The 14,958-nt window shown below is 73.7% G+C and carries 10 protein-coding genes, 3 tRNA genes and 1 pseudogene; 9 read left to right on the top strand and 5 right to left on the bottom strand.

The window, feature by feature from the left end:
- Positions 1-909 (top strand): annotated as a pseudogene (locus ABEA77_RS23200) (hypothetical protein); the annotation flags it as partial.
- A gap of 227 nt (positions 910-1,136) precedes the next feature.
- Positions 1,137-2,387, top strand: a complete 1,251-nt coding sequence (gene purD, locus ABEA77_RS23195) for a phosphoribosylamine--glycine ligase (protein WP_345650854.1) — start codon at positions 1,137-1,139, stop codon at positions 2,385-2,387.
- Positions 2,388-2,658: 271 nt separating this feature from the next.
- On the opposite strand, the gene ABEA77_RS23190 is transcribed toward purD, so the two are convergent.
- Complete coding sequence (locus ABEA77_RS23190) at positions 2,659-3,135, bottom strand: MarR family winged helix-turn-helix transcriptional regulator (RefSeq protein WP_345650851.1); 477 nt, start codon at positions 3,133-3,135, stop codon at positions 2,659-2,661.
- A 56-nt stretch (positions 3,136-3,191) separates the two neighbouring features.
- Between ABEA77_RS23190 and ABEA77_RS23185 the strand changes: the two genes are divergently transcribed.
- The 4 genes from ABEA77_RS23185 to ABEA77_RS23170 all read left to right on the top strand — a co-directional run bounded on the left by ABEA77_RS23185 (position 3,192) and on the right by ABEA77_RS23170 (position 9,593).
- Positions 3,192-3,824, top strand: a complete 633-nt coding sequence (locus ABEA77_RS23185; RefSeq protein ID WP_345650848.1) for an MBL fold metallo-hydrolase — start codon at positions 3,192-3,194, stop codon at positions 3,822-3,824.
- A gap of 599 nt (positions 3,825-4,423) precedes the next feature.
- Positions 4,424-6,541: a hypothetical protein gene (locus tag ABEA77_RS23180; protein WP_345650845.1), complete on the top strand. Its 2,118-nt coding sequence runs from the start codon at positions 4,424-4,426 to the stop codon at positions 6,539-6,541.
- 454 nt (positions 6,542-6,995) lie between these two features.
- A complete protein-coding gene (locus ABEA77_RS23175) occupies positions 6,996-8,453 on the top strand; it encodes a N,N-dimethylformamidase beta subunit family domain-containing protein (RefSeq protein ID WP_345650842.1) in 1,458 nt (485 codons plus the stop codon).
- A gap of 240 nt (positions 8,454-8,693) precedes the next feature.
- A complete protein-coding gene (locus ABEA77_RS23170; protein ID WP_345650840.1) occupies positions 8,694-9,593 on the top strand; it encodes a phosphoribosylaminoimidazolesuccinocarboxamide synthase in 900 nt (299 codons plus the stop codon).
- 60 nt (positions 9,594-9,653) lie between these two features.
- Here the strand turns inward: ABEA77_RS23170 and ABEA77_RS23165 are convergent.
- The 4 genes from ABEA77_RS23165 to ABEA77_RS23150 form a co-directional block, all read right to left on the bottom strand.
- Positions 9,654-9,726 (bottom strand) — tRNA-Gly (locus ABEA77_RS23165).
- Positions 9,727-9,917: 191 nt separating this feature from the next.
- Positions 9,918-9,990 (bottom strand) — tRNA-Gly (locus ABEA77_RS23160).
- A 67-nt stretch (positions 9,991-10,057) separates the two neighbouring features.
- Positions 10,058-10,129: transfer RNA gene (locus ABEA77_RS23155), tRNA-Gly, on the bottom strand.
- Between the two features lie 130 nt (positions 10,130-10,259).
- The gene (locus tag ABEA77_RS23150) at positions 10,260-10,595 is read right to left on the bottom strand and encodes a histone-like nucleoid-structuring protein Lsr2 (RefSeq protein ID WP_345650838.1); all 336 of its coding nucleotides are present in this window, start codon (positions 10,593-10,595) and stop codon (positions 10,260-10,262) included.
- 1,076 nt (positions 10,596-11,671) lie between these two features.
- Here ABEA77_RS23150 and purS point away from each other — a divergent pair.
- Genes purS through purL form a run of 3 tightly spaced genes read left to right on the top strand, consistent with a single transcriptional unit; the run spans position 11,672 to position 14,885 of the window.
- Positions 11,672-11,950, top strand: a complete 279-nt coding sequence (gene purS, locus ABEA77_RS23145) for a phosphoribosylformylglycinamidine synthase subunit PurS (RefSeq protein ID WP_345650836.1) — start codon at positions 11,672-11,674, stop codon at positions 11,948-11,950.
- Complete coding sequence (gene purQ, locus ABEA77_RS23140; RefSeq protein ID WP_345650833.1) at positions 11,947-12,630, top strand: phosphoribosylformylglycinamidine synthase subunit PurQ; 684 nt, start codon at positions 11,947-11,949, stop codon at positions 12,628-12,630. Before purS ends, purQ begins: the two co-directional genes overlap by 4 nt.
- Positions 12,627-14,885 carry a phosphoribosylformylglycinamidine synthase subunit PurL gene (gene purL / locus ABEA77_RS23135; protein ID WP_345650830.1) on the top strand — a complete coding sequence of 753 codons (2,259 nt, stop codon included), beginning with the start codon at positions 12,627-12,629 and terminating at the stop codon, positions 14,883-14,885. Before purQ ends, purL begins: the two co-directional genes overlap by 4 nt.
- The last annotated feature ends 73 nt before the right edge of the window (positions 14,886-14,958 follow it).

The raw sequence follows: 14,958 nt of genomic DNA, 5'->3' as shown, positions 1-14,958 counted from the left end.
GCCGCGGGGACGCCGGGCGGGGGAGGCGGCGGCGCGGCCCCGGTCAACCCGGCGGCGGGCGCCAACCAGGTGCGGAACATGTGGCCCGACATCCTGGAGGCGGTGAAGAACCGCCGCCGCTTCACCTGGATCCTGCTCAGTCAGAACGCGCAGGTCGCCGGGTTCGACGGCACCACCCTCCAGATCGGCTTCATCAACGCGGGCGCGCGCGACAACTTCTCCGGCAGCGGCAGCGAGGACGTGCTGCGACAGGCGCTCTCCGAGCAGTTCGGCGTGCAGTGGAAGATCGAGGCCATCGTCGATCCGTCCGGCGGCGCCAACCCGCCGTCCCCCGGGGGGAGCGGCGGTGGCGGCGGCTTCGGCAACGGTGGCGGGGGCAACGGCGGTGGGGGCGGCGGCTTCGGAGGCCCGGCGACGGGTTCCGGCGGGTACGGCGGCCCGGCCGCGTACGGTCAGGGCGGGCGCGCCCAGGGTTCCGGCACCGGTCCCGGAACCGGCCCGGGCCCCGGTGCGGCGCCCGAGCCTGGCCCCGGCACCGGCGGTGACCCCGGCCGGGGCGGGACGGGGGCGTACGGCGGCGGTGCCTCCTTCGCGGGCGCGGCGCAGTCGGCGGCACCGCGGGGCGGCGGCTCCGGGGCCGCGCCAGGACCCGGTGAGGGCAGCGGCCCCGCGTCCGGCGGCCCCATCGGCGGTGGCTCCGGACAGGGCGGACCGTCGCAGTCGACCCCTGGGCCGCGCCCCGGGCCTGAGCCGGCCCCACAGGCCCCGCCCGCCCGGCCGCCGGTCTCGATCGAGGACGACATCCCGGAGGAGGACGACCCCGATCTGGTCGACTCCGCGCTCTCAGGGCACGACCTCATCGTCCGCGAACTCGGCGCGACGGTGCTGGAGGAGTACAACAACGAGTAACGAGTAACGAGTAACGAGTAGTGAGTAACGGGTGCCGGGTGCCGGGTGACGCAAGCGTCCCCCCCACGTGGCTCCGGGCCGCCGGCCCACCCCGGCCCGGCGCCCGCCCGCCCGGGGCAGCAGCTCCCGCGCACCGGGCAGCCCCGGGACACCGGGAAGGGCCCGCGCACCGGGCAGCCCCCGCACACCGGGAAGGGCCCGCCGCGGCGCCGGATAGGCTGACTCCCGTGAAGGTCCTTGTCATCGGCGGCGGCGCCCGCGAACACGCCCTGTGCCGCGCTCTCTCCCTCGACCCCGACGTGACCGCCCTCCACTGCGCGCCCGGGAACGCCGGGATCGCGGAGGTGGCCGAGCTGCACCGGGTCGACGCCCTCGACGGCGCGGCCGTGGCCCGCCTCGCCACCGAGCTGGAGGCCGGGCTCGTCGTCGTCGGCCCGGAGGCCCCGCTGGTGGCCGGAGTCGCCGACGCGGTGCGCGGGGCCGGCATCCCCTGCTTCGGCCCGAGCCGTGAGGCGGCGCAGCTGGAGGGGTCGAAGGCGTTCGCGAAGGACGTGATGGCCGCGGCCAACGTTCCGACCGCCCGCAGCTACGTCTGCGCCACGCCCGAGGAGATCGACCGCGCCCTCGACGCCTTCGGGGCGCCGTACGTCGTCAAGGACGACGGCCTCGCGGCGGGCAAGGGCGTCGTCGTCACCGAGGACGTCGCCGCTGCCCGCGAACATGCCCTGGCCTGCGGGCGCGTGGTCATCGAGGAGTTCCTCGAAGGACCCGAGGTCTCCCTCTTCGCGATCACCGACGGCACGACGGTCCTGCCGCTCCAGCCCGCGCAGGACTTCAAGCGCGCCCTGGACGGCGACGAGGGCCCCAACACGGGTGGCATGGGCGCGTATTCGCCCCTGCCCTGGGCCGATCCGAAGCTCGTCGACGAGGTCCTGGAGTCCGTGCTCCAGCCGACCGTGGACGAACTGCGGCGCCGCGGCACGCCGTTCGCGGGACTGCTGTACGCGGGGCTCGCGATCACCTCGCGCGGGGTAAGGGTGATCGAGTTCAACGCGCGGTTCGGCGACCCCGAGACGCAGGTCGTGCTGGCCCGGCTCAAGACCCCGCTGTCCGGCGTCCTGCTCGCCGCCGCCGAGGGCACGCTGGCCGGGCTGCCCCCGCTCAACTGGCGTGAAGACGCGGCCGTCACGGTCGTCGTCGCCTCGCACAACTACCCTGGTACGCCCCGCACGGGCGACCCGGTCGACGGCCTCGCCGACATCGCGGAACAGGACGCCCCGCACGCGTACGTCCTGCACGCCGGCACCCGCGTGGACGGTGGGCGCGTGGTGAGCGCGGGCGGCCGCGTGCTGTCCGTCACGGCGACGGGCAGGGACCTCGCGCAGGCGCGGGAGCGCGCGTACACGGCGGTGGACCGCGTCCACCTCGACGGTTCGCAGCACCGCACGGACATCGCGCGGCGCGCGGCGGAGGGCTGAGCGCGGCGGATGCCCGAGCGCGGCGGAGGCCCGAGCGCCGACACTGCGCCCGGGGCCCGCCCGCGACGGAGCCCCGGGGCCGCGCCCACGGCCTAGCCCGGTGGGAGCGCCACGGGGTGACCGTCCGGTGTGCCGTGCCCCCGCCCGTGGCCCGGATCGCGCACCGCGGCGCCCTGGGGGACACGGGGTGGAAAACACGGGCGCGGCAGACCACTCGCATCCTCCCCCGTGCCGGCCACGGGCGGCGCGGCGCCGTCGAGCGCCGCACCGGTCACCGCCTCCTGGCGGATCCCCTCAGCCGGGGACGGTCCTCGCCGGGCTGCTCCGCGGCCTCCGAGAGCCGGTCGAGCAACTCGGGGACGGCGAGCAGCGCGCGTCTCTCGTCAGGGGTCAGCCGCTCCGTGATGGTCTCCGCCACCCAGCGGCGGCGCGTACGCCGGTCGCCGGCGAGCGCTTCCGCGCCCGCCGGCGTGAGCGCGATGAGGAAGGACCGCCCGTCGTGCGGGCTGCGTGAGCGGCTGACCAGGCCGAGCGTCTCCAGCTCCCTGACCGTACGGCTCATGCTCTGGTGTTTGAGACGGTGCGCCGCGGCCAGCGCGGCGATGGTCTGGGGGCCTTCGCGGTCGAGCGTCCCCAGCGCCGTGGCCTGCAGCGGCGGCACCGTGTCGGCACGGGCGCGTACGACGCGCACGAACCGGCCGATCGACTGCCGCAGCCTCTCCGCGATGTCCTCGTCGTCCCTCTCCATCCGCGAAATATACAATGCTGCTGTAGATATTTTCCGCATGCAGAGAGAGGGACCCCGTGCGCCTCACCAAGTACGCCCACGCATGCGTCACCTTCACCGACGGTGACCGCACGCTGCTGGTCGATCCGGGCACCTTCACGCCGAACGCGGCCGAGCTGATCGCGGAGGCCGACGCGATCCTCGTCACCCACGAGCACTTCGACCACTTCGACGAGGCGGCTCTCAGGGCGGAGCTCGCCAACCGCCCCGACCTGACCGTCTACACGACGGCCGAGGTGGCGGCGAAGCTGGGCGGCCAGGCCGTGGCCGTCGCGGCCGGAGACCGCGTCACGGCCGCGGGCTTCGACGTGACGGTGCACGGCGAGCACCACGCGCTCATCCACGCCGACATCCCGCGGGCTTCGAACGTCGGCTTCCTGGTCGAGGACCGTGTCTTCCACCCCGGGGACTCGTACGTCGTGCCCGAGGCCGCCGTCGAGACCCTGCTGGTGCCGACCAGCGGGCCGTGGACCAAGTTCGGCGAGGCCGCCGACTTCGTGCGGGCGGTGCGCCCCGGCCGCACCATCCAGATCCACGAGCTGATGCTCAGCGAGCTGGGCCGGAACTCGGCCGCGATGTTCCTCGGCGAGGAGGGTCTGACCGGTGTCGCGCTGGAGGAGCTCGCCTGGGGCGCCTCCACCGAGCTCTGACCGGACTGCTCCACCGGGCGGGGCGGGACGCGACGGCTGAGGGCGGGGGCTCTCCTGTCCGCGCACGTGGTCCCGTCCGGTCGACGGCCCTCCGCCGAACCGGGTACGCGCCGTACGGGCGCGTCTGCGCCGACCGGAGCATCAGGGCTACGCCCGCCGCGCGCCGCCGACCGGTGTACGCGGCGGCGTCGGCCCACCCGATCGGTCCGCGCGGGTGGCGCCGGGCGCGCGCCCCCGGGACCTGTCCGCGGCCCGGACGGCGTGAACGGCCCGGTCGGCCCGGTCGGCAGGCCTGTCCGGGCGCCTGAACCGGCCTCGCGGGGCGGCCCCGGGCCACCGCGGCCTCTCGCTGCCGTCGTCTTGTCGTATCGAGTCTTTGTCGTATCGCGGAACCGCTGAGCCGCGATACGCCAGCACCTTTACCCAAAGCCATTCCATCGAGTGACGGGCCCGCCAACCGTGGGACGCCCGGCCGGGCCCCAACTAGGGTGCGGCGCAGGCATTCGGGCACTTGGCCCACCGGCATTGCGATGTCAGTGGCGGATGCCACAGTGGGGGGAGTGAGCAACCGCCGCGGGCAGAGGGGGTGAGGTCCGACCATGTCCGGTTCCAGCACCAACGGCACCAACAGAGCCAAGAACACCAACGGCGCCAAGGACACCAAGAACGCCAACGGTACCGACGCGGGTGCCGCCATCGGTGACGAGGTGGGCGCCAGGTTCGCCCGTGCCAAGGCGCTCGCCGTGCTGCGCGTCCGTGGCAGGGCGCTCGGCGTGGCGCTGCTGCCCGCCGCGGTCGCGGTCGTCCTCCTCGCGGCCGGGGGCACGGGCAGGCTGGAGGGGCAGGGCTGGGACGCCGCCCGATGGGCCCTCTCCTGCTTCGCCGCAGCGGTGCTGCTGCTCGCCGGCGCGGTCGCCGTCGTGGTGCAGCGGGCCGAGCCCGCGCTGAGCCCCACGGTCGCCGTCGCGGAGAAGTCGGCGCCCGACCTGTACCGGCTGGTCAGGGAGCTGGCCGAACGGCTCGGCGTGCCGGAGCCCGCCTCGATCGCGCTGACGCCCGACTGCGACAGCTGGCTTGAGGACCGCACCCACCCGGCCCACGCGGCGCGGGCGGAAGAGGGCGGGCGCGGTCGCCCGTCCCGGACCGCGCCGGTCCTGGTCGTGGGCTCACCCTTCCTCTGGTGGATGCGGGTCGCCGAGCTGCGCGCCGTGCTCGCCCCCGTCGTCGCGGGTACGGGCCCCGCGGCGCACCCCGACATAGCAGCGGCCCGCAGGTTCGTGCGCGGGCTCGACGCGGCGGTGGCCGTGGCGGCCAGGCGGGACCTCGGGCCGGCACGGAGGGCCGCGCTCGCCCCGGTCGGCCGGATCGCCCGGCTCATGCTGCGGGGCTGCGGCGAGCACGCCGCGCTGATGGAGAGGGGCGTCGCCACGGTGGCGTCCGAGCGTGCACAGGCTGTGGACTACGGGCTGCGGATCGTCGCCCAGGAGCAGGTCGGCCTCGCCTACGCCGGCTGGGACAGGCTGCTGACCAGGGTCGCGCTGCCCGCCTGGCGGATGGGCCGCTGGCCCGCGCGGCTTGACGCGGGCGTCGTCTCCGCCCTCACCGAGCTGTCCCGCCGCGACCGCCTCGCCGAGGGCTTCGCCGCACGACTCGGCGAGCGCCCGGCGTGCGACCTGCTCGAGGAGCCGGGCGCGGTGGACGAGGCCGCCTCTCTGCTGGCCGCCCGCCTCTTCCACGGCGGCCCGGCGGAAGCGGGCCCCGACTGGTCGCCCGTCGACTGGCAGCACTATCCGGAAGAGGTCGTCGACCGCACGTGGCGTACGGAGGCGGCCCGGCTGCACCGCGTCCTCGACGAGATCGGTGCGCGGAACACGCCCGGTCCCGACGACCGGGCGGACCGGGCGGGCCCGACGCTCGACCGCGTCCTCGACCACCTCTCCCGCCGCCGGGGCCGCGGCGAGGACCCGTACGGGGCGGGCCTCGCGTATGCGAGGGTCGGCGGCCGGCACACGGGGGCGGGGCCGCGGGCGGGCACGCCGCGGGCGGCCGCCGCTGCCGCGCCGGACCCGGAGGCGCTGCTCGGCGACCCGTACGACGACAGCCTGCCCGTCGTGCCCCCCGGCCTCGAAGCGCTCGACGCCGAGCCGGGCGCGGTGGCGGCCCGGTCTGACACCCGCGCCAAGAATCCCGGTTCTCCGGTCCCTCCGGCGTCTCCGGTCTCTCCAGAGTCTCCGGCGGCGGGGTCCCGTGCGGGAGGTACGGACGGCCCGGCGGGCGCGGACAGCGACGCATGTGCCGTCACGGGCGGGGCCGCCGACCCTGCCACGGCCACCTCGGCGGACGCACTCGCCGCCCGCATCAGCGCGGAGATCGCCCGGGAGACGGTCTCGCCCCCCGCGTGCGACAGCCGTACGGGGGGCAGGTCAGCGCGGGCGACGGACTCCCTGCCGCTCGTTCCGCTCCAGCCGCCGAGGACGGGCCGCGAGCTCCTGGCCGACCATGTCACCGCGATGATCTGCTGCTCCGCGGTGGACACGGCGGGTGCCCAGCCGGGGCTCGACTGGTTGGACGGCCCGACCCTCCTCGTCGGCGGCGAGCGCCGCTCGGACCTCGGCGGCCCCGTGCACAGCCTCGTCGAGGACGGCGACCCCGGCCCCCTGCGCTCCTGGCTTGCGTCCCTCGGTATCCGCCCCGAGAAGCCCGTACGCCTGGTCTGACCCTCCCGCCTCCACCAAGGGCCGACGCCGGCCGCGCCCGGCCACGCTCCGCCCTCGCGCGTCCGGCCGGCGCCCTGGCGGGACCACCGCCTCCGCCCGGGGGCCTTAGCCCACTCCCCGGCGGGAGCCGTCCGTCTCGGGCAGAAGACCACGGCGAGGGTGAACGACGGGCGACACGGTGACGTTCGCGGCGGCCGGGGCGGGCGGCCGGCGAGTCCGGTGTGCCGAACTCCCTTCTCAGGGGCCCCAGTCGTCCCAGTGCCCTCGCTGCTTCCCGGCCCGCGCGGCCCGGTTCCTTCCGATCGCGTCAATTCGCGACGATCGGTGACGGGCCGCGTGCGTTATGTGATGTGCTGGGGGCCGGCGCTGACAGCCGGCGCCCGGAAGGTCGTGTCACCGACATACGCGCGGTCCCCAGCGCCGCGCGTCAGGGGGCTCGGAGAAGGAGCGGGCGATGGGGGCGGAGCACATCCGGCGGTGGGAGTCCGGCGCGCTCGCACACGCCGTCACCGACCCCTTCGGCCAGGGCCCGCTGCCCTGGCTGCGCGGCAGCGAGAACTACTTCGGCGACACCGGCCAGGTCGTCCCCTGGTACGCGGACCCCGACCTCGGCCGGGCCCGCGGCGGACCGCGGACCGCGGACGACGTGCGCCGCCAGATCAAGGGCTTCGCGTCGAGCGGTGCCGTCGCCCCCGGGGAGGCGCTGGACTTCCATGTCACGGTCGACCCGCCCCAGGAGTTCTCCGTCGACATCTACCGCATCGGCCACTACAACGGCGAGGGCGCCCGGAAGATCATCACGAGTCCCCGGCTCGCCGGCATCGTGCAGCCGCCGCCACTGGCCGCGGACCGTACGGTCTCCTGCCACCACTGGTGGCTCTCCTGGCGCCTCCAGGTCCCGTCGTACTGGTCGATCGGCGCCTACGTCGCCGTGCTGACCACCGCGGACGGCTACCGTTCCCACGTCCCCTTCACCGTCCGCGACGACCACCCGGCCGACCTGCTCCTCCTGCTGCCCGACCTGACCTGGCAGGCGTACAACCTCTACCCGGAGGACGGCAGGACGGGCGCGAGCCTGTACCACGCCTGGGACGAGCAGGGCCGGCTCCTCGGCGAGCAGGACGCCGCGGTCACCGTGTCCTTCGACCGCCCGTACGCGGGTGCGGGGCTGCCGCTGCACGTGGGGCACGCGTACGACTTCATCCGCTGGGCCGAGCGCTACGGCTATGACCTCGCCTACGCCGACGCCCGCGACCTGCACGCCGGCCGCGTCGACCCGTCCAGGTACCGGGGCCTGATCTTCCCCGGCCACGACGAGTACTGGTCGGTCCCCATGCGCCGCACCGTGGAGCGGGCCCGTGCCGGCGGCACCTCGCTCGTCTTCCTCTCCGCCAACTCCATGTACTGGCAGGTCGAGTTGGGCCCCTCGCCGTCCGGCGTGCCGGACCGGCTGCTGACCTGCCACAAGCGGCGCGGCCCGGGAAAACCGTCGCTGTGGCGCGAGGTGGACGTGGCCGAGCAGCAGATCATCGGCATCCAGTACGCGGGCCGGGTGCCCGAGCCGCATCCGCTCGTGGTCCGCAATGTCGACCACTGGCTCTGGGAGGCGTCCGGCGCCGTCGAGGGCGACCTGATCGACGGGCTCGTCGCGGGGGAGGCCGACCGCTACTTCCCGCGGGCACCACTTCCCGACCACGAGGACCGCATCCTGCTCGCCCACTCGGGCTACCGGGACGGCGAGGGGGTGCCGCGCCACCAGGAGACCTCCCTGTACCGCGCGCCCTCCGGCGCCCTCGTCTTCGCGTCAGGCACCTTCGCCTGGTCGCCGGCGCTCGACCGGCCCGGCCATGTGGACGCCCGCATCCAGCGTGCCACGGCCAACCTGCTCGACCGCATCTGCAAACGCGACTGACGGCCGCCGCGCCTGCGCACGCGACTGACGGCCGCCCGCGCACCGGCCCGCGCCCCCTCCGGCTCCCCCTCCCCGCGCGTGCGGGAGAATCGGAGGGGTGATCGCGCTGATCACCGGGGCCGCGGCCGTGCGACGCGCGTGCGCGGCGGCCTCCGCACCGCGGACCCGAGGCCCGTCCTGGACCCGAGGTCCCTCCCACACGAGGCCCCGCAGGGGATCCCAGAGAAGGGTGGACGGAACATGGCCGGATTCGTGGAGAAACCCGAGCCGATCGAGGTTCCTGGCCTGACGCACCTGCACACGGGCAAGGTCCGCGACCTCTACCGCAACGAGGCCGGCGAGCTGGTCATGGTCGCCACCGACCGCATCTCCGTCTACGACTGGGTGCTGCCCACGCCCATTCCCGACAAGGGCCGCATCCTCACCCAGCTCTCGCTGTGGTGGTTCGACCGCCTCACGGACATCGTGCCGAACCACGTGGTCTCCACCGACCTTCCCGCGGGCGCCCCCGCCGACTGGGCGGGCCGCACGATGGTCTGCACACCGCTGGAGATGGTCCCGGTCGAGTGCGTCGCGCGCGGCTTTTTGACCGGCTCCGGCCTCGCCGAGTACCGCGCGTCCCGCACGGTCTGCGGGCTCGCCCTGCCCGAGGGCCTGGTCGACGGCTCGGAGCTGCCCGCGCCCCTCTTCACCCCGGCCACCAAGGCCGACGTCGGCGACCACGACGAGAACGTGTCGTACGAGGAGGTCGCCCGCCGGGTCGGCGCCGAGACCGCCGCGCTGCTGCGCCGTACGACCCTCGACATCTACGCCCGCGCCCGGGACGTCGCCAGGGACCGGGGCATCATCCTCGCCGACACGAAGTTCGAGTTCGGCTTCGACGGCGACCGGCTGGTCCTCGCGGACGAGGTGCTGACCTCGGACTCCTCCCGCTTCTGGCCCGCGGAGGAGTGGGATCCCGGACACCCGCAGCCGTCGTACGACAAGCAGTTCGTACGGGACTGGCTGACGTCCCCGGCCTCCGGCTGGGACCGGAGCGGCGAGCAGCCGCCGCCCGGGCTGCCGCAGCAGGTCGTCGAGGCGACCCGCGCCAAGTACATCGAGGCGTACGAGCGTCTCACCGGCACCACCTGGGCCTGAGAAAGGCCGCGGCGCATGACGAAGGCCCCCTGCCCGAGACGGGCGGGGGGCCTTCCGGCGAGCGGACGACGAGGTTCGAACTCGCGACCTCAACCTTGGCAAGGTTGCGCTCTACCAGCTGAGCTACGTCCGCCTGCGCCCCTGGGCGCGCCCCCTACTATACCCAACCTCCGCCGGAGCAGGACCGGTCCGTCAGACCGGTCCGTCACACCAGTCCGTCGCACCGGCCCGTCACGAAGCCCAGAGCCTGACGCAGGAGCTGGACACCGGGGCCGGACACACGCCAGAGGCCCCGGTCGAATCGACCGGGGCCTCTGATCACTGAGCGGACGACGAGATTCGAACTCGCGACCCTCACCTTGGCAAGGTGATGCTCTACCAACTGAGCCACGTCCGCACACATCGGGCTTCCGATGTGCTCATCACTCTACCTGATCCATTGGAGTGGTCGGAGAGCGATGCGGAGCGGGTGACAGGAATTGCACACTGCGCCTCCCCCTTGGAAAGGGGGCGTTCTACTACTGAACTACACCCGCACGCTCCGGGAGGTTCTTGCCTTTCGGCCTCGCCCCTCGGCGTGTTCCAGACTCTAGCCGATCACCCGGGGTGCATGGCAAATCGAGTGCGTGGGACGGGTGATCGGGCGTCCGGGGCCCGGCCGGGGGCTCAACTCGCCGCGCGGAACGCCTCGTAGACCCGCTTGGGGATGCGGCCCCTGGCCGGCACGTCCATCTTGTGTGACTGCGCCCAGGCGCGCACCGCCGCCGGGTCGGGCGCGAGCGACGTGTGCTGGTAGGACACACGGCCCTTGCCGCGCCTCGCGGCGTTCGTCTGCTTCCGGCCCGCCGCCACGAACGGGGCGAGCGCCTTGCGTAGTTTCTTCGCATTGGCGGGATTGAGGTCGATCTCGTACGTCTTGCCGTCCAGACCGAACGCGACCGTTTCCGCTGCTTCTCCGCCGTCGATGTCGTCGGAGAGAGTGACCACTACGCGCTGCGCCACGGATCTCGGTCCTTTCTTGTGGCATCGCGGCGGTCCCGCCTCGGTTTGCACCGGGCTGACGTGCGGCGACACCGGTTTTCCGGCTGTTCTCGGACAATGCTGTTTTCCGCTGTATTCCTTTGTACAGCGGAAGACGCGCCATTGTGAAGCCCGATCAATTATCTCAGCGTGTCCCGAGTCAATGTCGCCCGCGCCCGGGGGCCTTTTCTCCCGGTCCTTCCTTGCCCGCCCCGGCAGCCGCTTCATCCGGCCGTTCCCCGGTGTGTTCCGGGGCCGCGTTCCTCCGCCCCCGGCCCTCCGTCGCCCCTCCGGCGGTTCGCCGGTGTGTTCCGCCGCCGGTCCGAGCGGCCCGCCGAGGCCTGCAACCGGCGGGCGGCGGACGGACGCCGGTTTACCTGTGCGCGCATTCGGCGGTCCGTGAGCGGTTTGCCGGGGTGTGCGTCCGCCCCCGCCCCGGGTGGGGCGGTTCGCCGAAGGGGGCATCCCGCGCCCCCGGCTTCCTCTGCGGCCTCCTTCCGCTTCCTCGGCGGTCTCCTTCCGCCGGCGGCGCCGGTGCCTGTCGGCGAGTCGGCTTCCTTCGGCGCTTTACGGTTTCCGGTGGTTTCCAACCGGTTTTCCACCGGGGTTCTCCCCGCGAACCCGTGCGGGTTTCTCCGTCCCTTGCGGGTCCTTCCCGGATTCTCCCCGGTTCTTCCCGGGATCTCCATGGCGGATCCGTCCGGCCCGGCGCCCCGCCCCGCCGCGTCGCCGCACACGCGTCGCCGCACACCCGGGCGCCCCGACCCGCTGGTGCTTCCGGCCCGGGGTGCCGCCGGGTGCCCGGCGCCTTCGGCGTCCGCCGCACCCGGAACGCCGCGCACCCGTGCACGAGCTGCGACCTGGCGTATCTACTCGCGTAGATTCTTGGGGCGGGTACCCTGAGGGAAGCTCGGGGGGTCGAGGGGGATTCCCTGCCGGGGGAGCCGTCGGGCCGGTCGGGGACACCGCCGGGCCCGGGGCCGCCGGGGATTCCCCTGGAGAGCCCGGGGCCTTCCCCGGAGAACACAGCGAACACAGCCCGCACCACACCACCGGGAGTGCCCGTGGCACGCGTCGTAGTCGACGTCATGCTCAAGCCGGAGATCCTCGACCCGCAGGGACAGGCCGTTCAGCGCGCGCTGCCCCGCCTCGGGTTCGAGGGCATCGCCGACGTCCGTCAGGGAAAGCGTTTCGAGCTGGAGGTCGAGGGCCCGGTGGACGACGCCGCCCTCGCCCGTATCCACGAGCTGGCGGAGACGTTCCTCGCCAACACCGTGATCGAGGACTTCGCCGTGAAGGTCGAGGAGCCCGCAGCGGCCGCGGAGCCGGTGAAGTGACCGCCCGCATCGGAGTCGTCACCTTTCCCGGGACGCTCGACGACCGCGACGCGCTGCGCGCCGCGCGTGTCGCGGGGGCCGAGCCCGTCGCCCTGTGGCACCGGGACAAGGACCTCAAGCAGGTCGACGCGGTCGTGCTCGCCGGCGGCTTCAGCTACGGCGACTACCTGCGCGCGGGCGCCATCGCCCGCTTCTCGCCGGTGATGGAGCGGGTCATCGAGGAGGCCAAGGGGGGCATGCCGGTCCTCGGGATCTGCAACGGCTTCCAGATCCTCACCGAGACGCACCTGCTGCCCGGCGCCATGCTGCGCAACAACCACCTGCACTTCGTCTGCAAGGACCAGGCGCTCCGCGTGGAGAGCGCGGGCACCGCCTGGACCGCCGACTTCGCGGCGGGCCAGGAGATCCGCGTCCCCCTCAAGAACATCGACGGCCGGTACACCGCCGACGAGCACACCCTCGACGAGCTGGAGGCGGAGGGCCGCGTCGCCTTCCGCTACCTCGGCGGCAACCCCAACGGCTCGCTCAGGGACATCGCGGGCATCAGCAACGCGGCGGGCAACGTCGTGGGCCTGATGCCGCACCCCGAGCACGCGGTCGAGCCCCTGATCGGCACGGGCGGTACCGACGGCCTCGGATTCTTCACCTCGATCCTCAAGAAGCTGGTAAGCGCCTCATGAGCCCCGCCCACCTCGACACAGTCGACAACGCCGCGAAGACGCCCGACGTCGAGCAGCCCTGGAGGGAGCTCGGCCTCAAGGAGGACGAGTACGCCCGGGTACGGGAGATCCTCGGCCGCCGCCCGACCGGCGCCGAGCTCGCCATGTACTCGGTCATGTGGTCGGAGCACTGCTCGTACAAGAGCAGCAAGGTGCACCTGCGGCAGTTCGGCGAGAAGGCCCCGCGGAGCGACGCGATGCTCGTCGGCATCGGCGAGAACGCCGGCGTCGTGGACGTCGGCGAGGGGTACGCCGTCACCTTCAAGGTCGAGTCGCACAACCACCCGTCGTACGTCGAGCCCTACCAGGGCGCGGCCACCGGCGTCGGCGGCATCGTCCGCGACATCATCGCGATGGGCGCACGCCCGGTCGCCGTCGTGGACCCGCTGCGGATGGGCGCGGCCGACCACCCGGACACCAAGCGCGTGCTGCCCGGCGTCGTCGCGGGCATCGGCGGCTACGGCAACAGCCTCGGCCTGCCCAACATCGGCGGCGAACTCGTCTTCGACGCCTGCTACCAGGGCAACCCGCTGGTCAACGCCGGCGCGATCGGCGTGATGCGGCACGAGGACATCCATCTCGCGAAGGCGTCGGGCGCCGGCAACAAGATCGTCCTGTACGGGGCACGTACGGGCGGCGACGGCATCGGCGGCGCCTCGATCCTGGCGTCCGAGACGTTCGACGCGACGAAGCCCTCGAAGCGGCCCGCCGTGCAGGTCGGTGACCCCTTCCAGGAGAAGCTGCTGATCGAGTGCACGCTTGAGGCGTTCGCCGAGAAGCTGGTCGTCGGCATCCAGGACCTCGGCGCCGCCGGTCTCTCCTGCGCGACGAGCGAGCTCGCCTCGAACGGCTCCGGCGGCATGCGCGTCGAACTGGACGTCGTACCGCTGCGCGACTCCACGCTCTCGCCCGAGGAGATCCTCATGAGCGAGTCGCAGGAGCGCATGTGCGCCGTCGTGGAGGAGGCCAACGTCGAGCGCTTCCTCGCGATCTGCGAGAAGTGGGACGTCATCGCGACGGTCGTCGGCGAGGTCACCGAGGGCGACCGGCTTGAGATCTTCTGGCACGGCGAGAAGATCGTCGACGTCGACCCGCGTACGGTCGCGCACGAGGGCCCCGTCTACGAGCGCCCGTACGCGCGCCCCGACTGGCAGGACGCCCTCCAGGCGGACGACGCGGCCCGGCTGCCGCGCCCGGCGGACGGCCGGGAGTTGCGGGCGCAGGTGCTGCGGCTCGTCGGCTCGCCGAACCAGGCGTCGAAGGCGTGGGTCACCGACCAGTACGACCGCTTCGTGCAGGGCAACACGGTCCTCGCGCAGCCGGAGGACTCCGGCATGGTGCGGATCAACGAGGAGACGGGGCTCGGCGTCGCGCTTGCCAGCGACGGCAACGGCCGCTTCGCCAAGCTCGACCCGTACACCGGCGCGCAGCTGGCGCTCGCGGAGGCGTACCGGAACGTCGCGGCCTCGGGCGCCCGGCCGCTCGCCGTCTCCGACTGCCTCAACTTCGGCTCGCCCGAGGACCCGGCGGTGATGTGGCAGTTCGCCGAGGCCGTGCGCGGCATCGCGGACGGCTGCCTGCGGCTGGGCACGCCGGTGACCGGCGGCAACGTGTCGCTCTACAACCAGACGGGCGACGCGGCGATCCACCCGACGCCGGTCGTCTCGGTGCTCGGGGTGATCGACGACGTCGCGCGCCGTACGCCGATGGCGTTCGCCGAGGAGGGGCAGCTGCTGTACCTGCTGGGCGACACCCGCGCCGAGTTCGGCGGGTCGGCCTGGGCGCAGGCGGTCCACGACCACCTGGGCGGACTGCCGCCCGCCGTGGACCTGGACCGCGAGAAGCTGCTCGGCGAGATCCTCGTCGCCGCGTCCCGCGACGGCATGGTCGACGCGGCGCACGACCTGAGCGACGGCGGCCTGATCCAGGCGGTCACCGAGTCCTGCCTGCGCGGCGGGCACGGCGCCCGGCTGGTCGTGCCGGACGGTCTTGACGCGTTCACGCTCCTGTTCAGCGAGTCCGCGGGCCGCGCGGTCGTCTCGGTGCCGCGCAGCGAGGAGTTGCGCTTCACCGACATGTGCGGCGCGCGGGGGCTGCCCGCGACCCGGATCGGCGTGGTCGACGGCGACACCGTCGAGGTGCAGGGCGAGTTCGCGCTGCCGCTGTCCGAGCTGCGCGCCGTGTACGAAGGGGCCATCCCTGCGCTGCTCGCCTGAGCCGGGAGCGCCCGTGATGGGATGGGGCGCCGCACGCGTCCCGCCGTGCGGGCGAGGCCGCCCTGGAGGGGAA

The sequence above is a fragment of the Streptomyces tremellae genome (genome assembly GCF_039540215.1).
GTDB classification, from domain to species: Bacteria; Actinomycetota; Actinomycetes; order Streptomycetales; family Streptomycetaceae; genus Streptomyces; species Streptomyces tremellae.
Note: the sequence above shows the minus strand (reverse complement) of the source record. Positions and strands in the feature narration are given on the sequence as shown.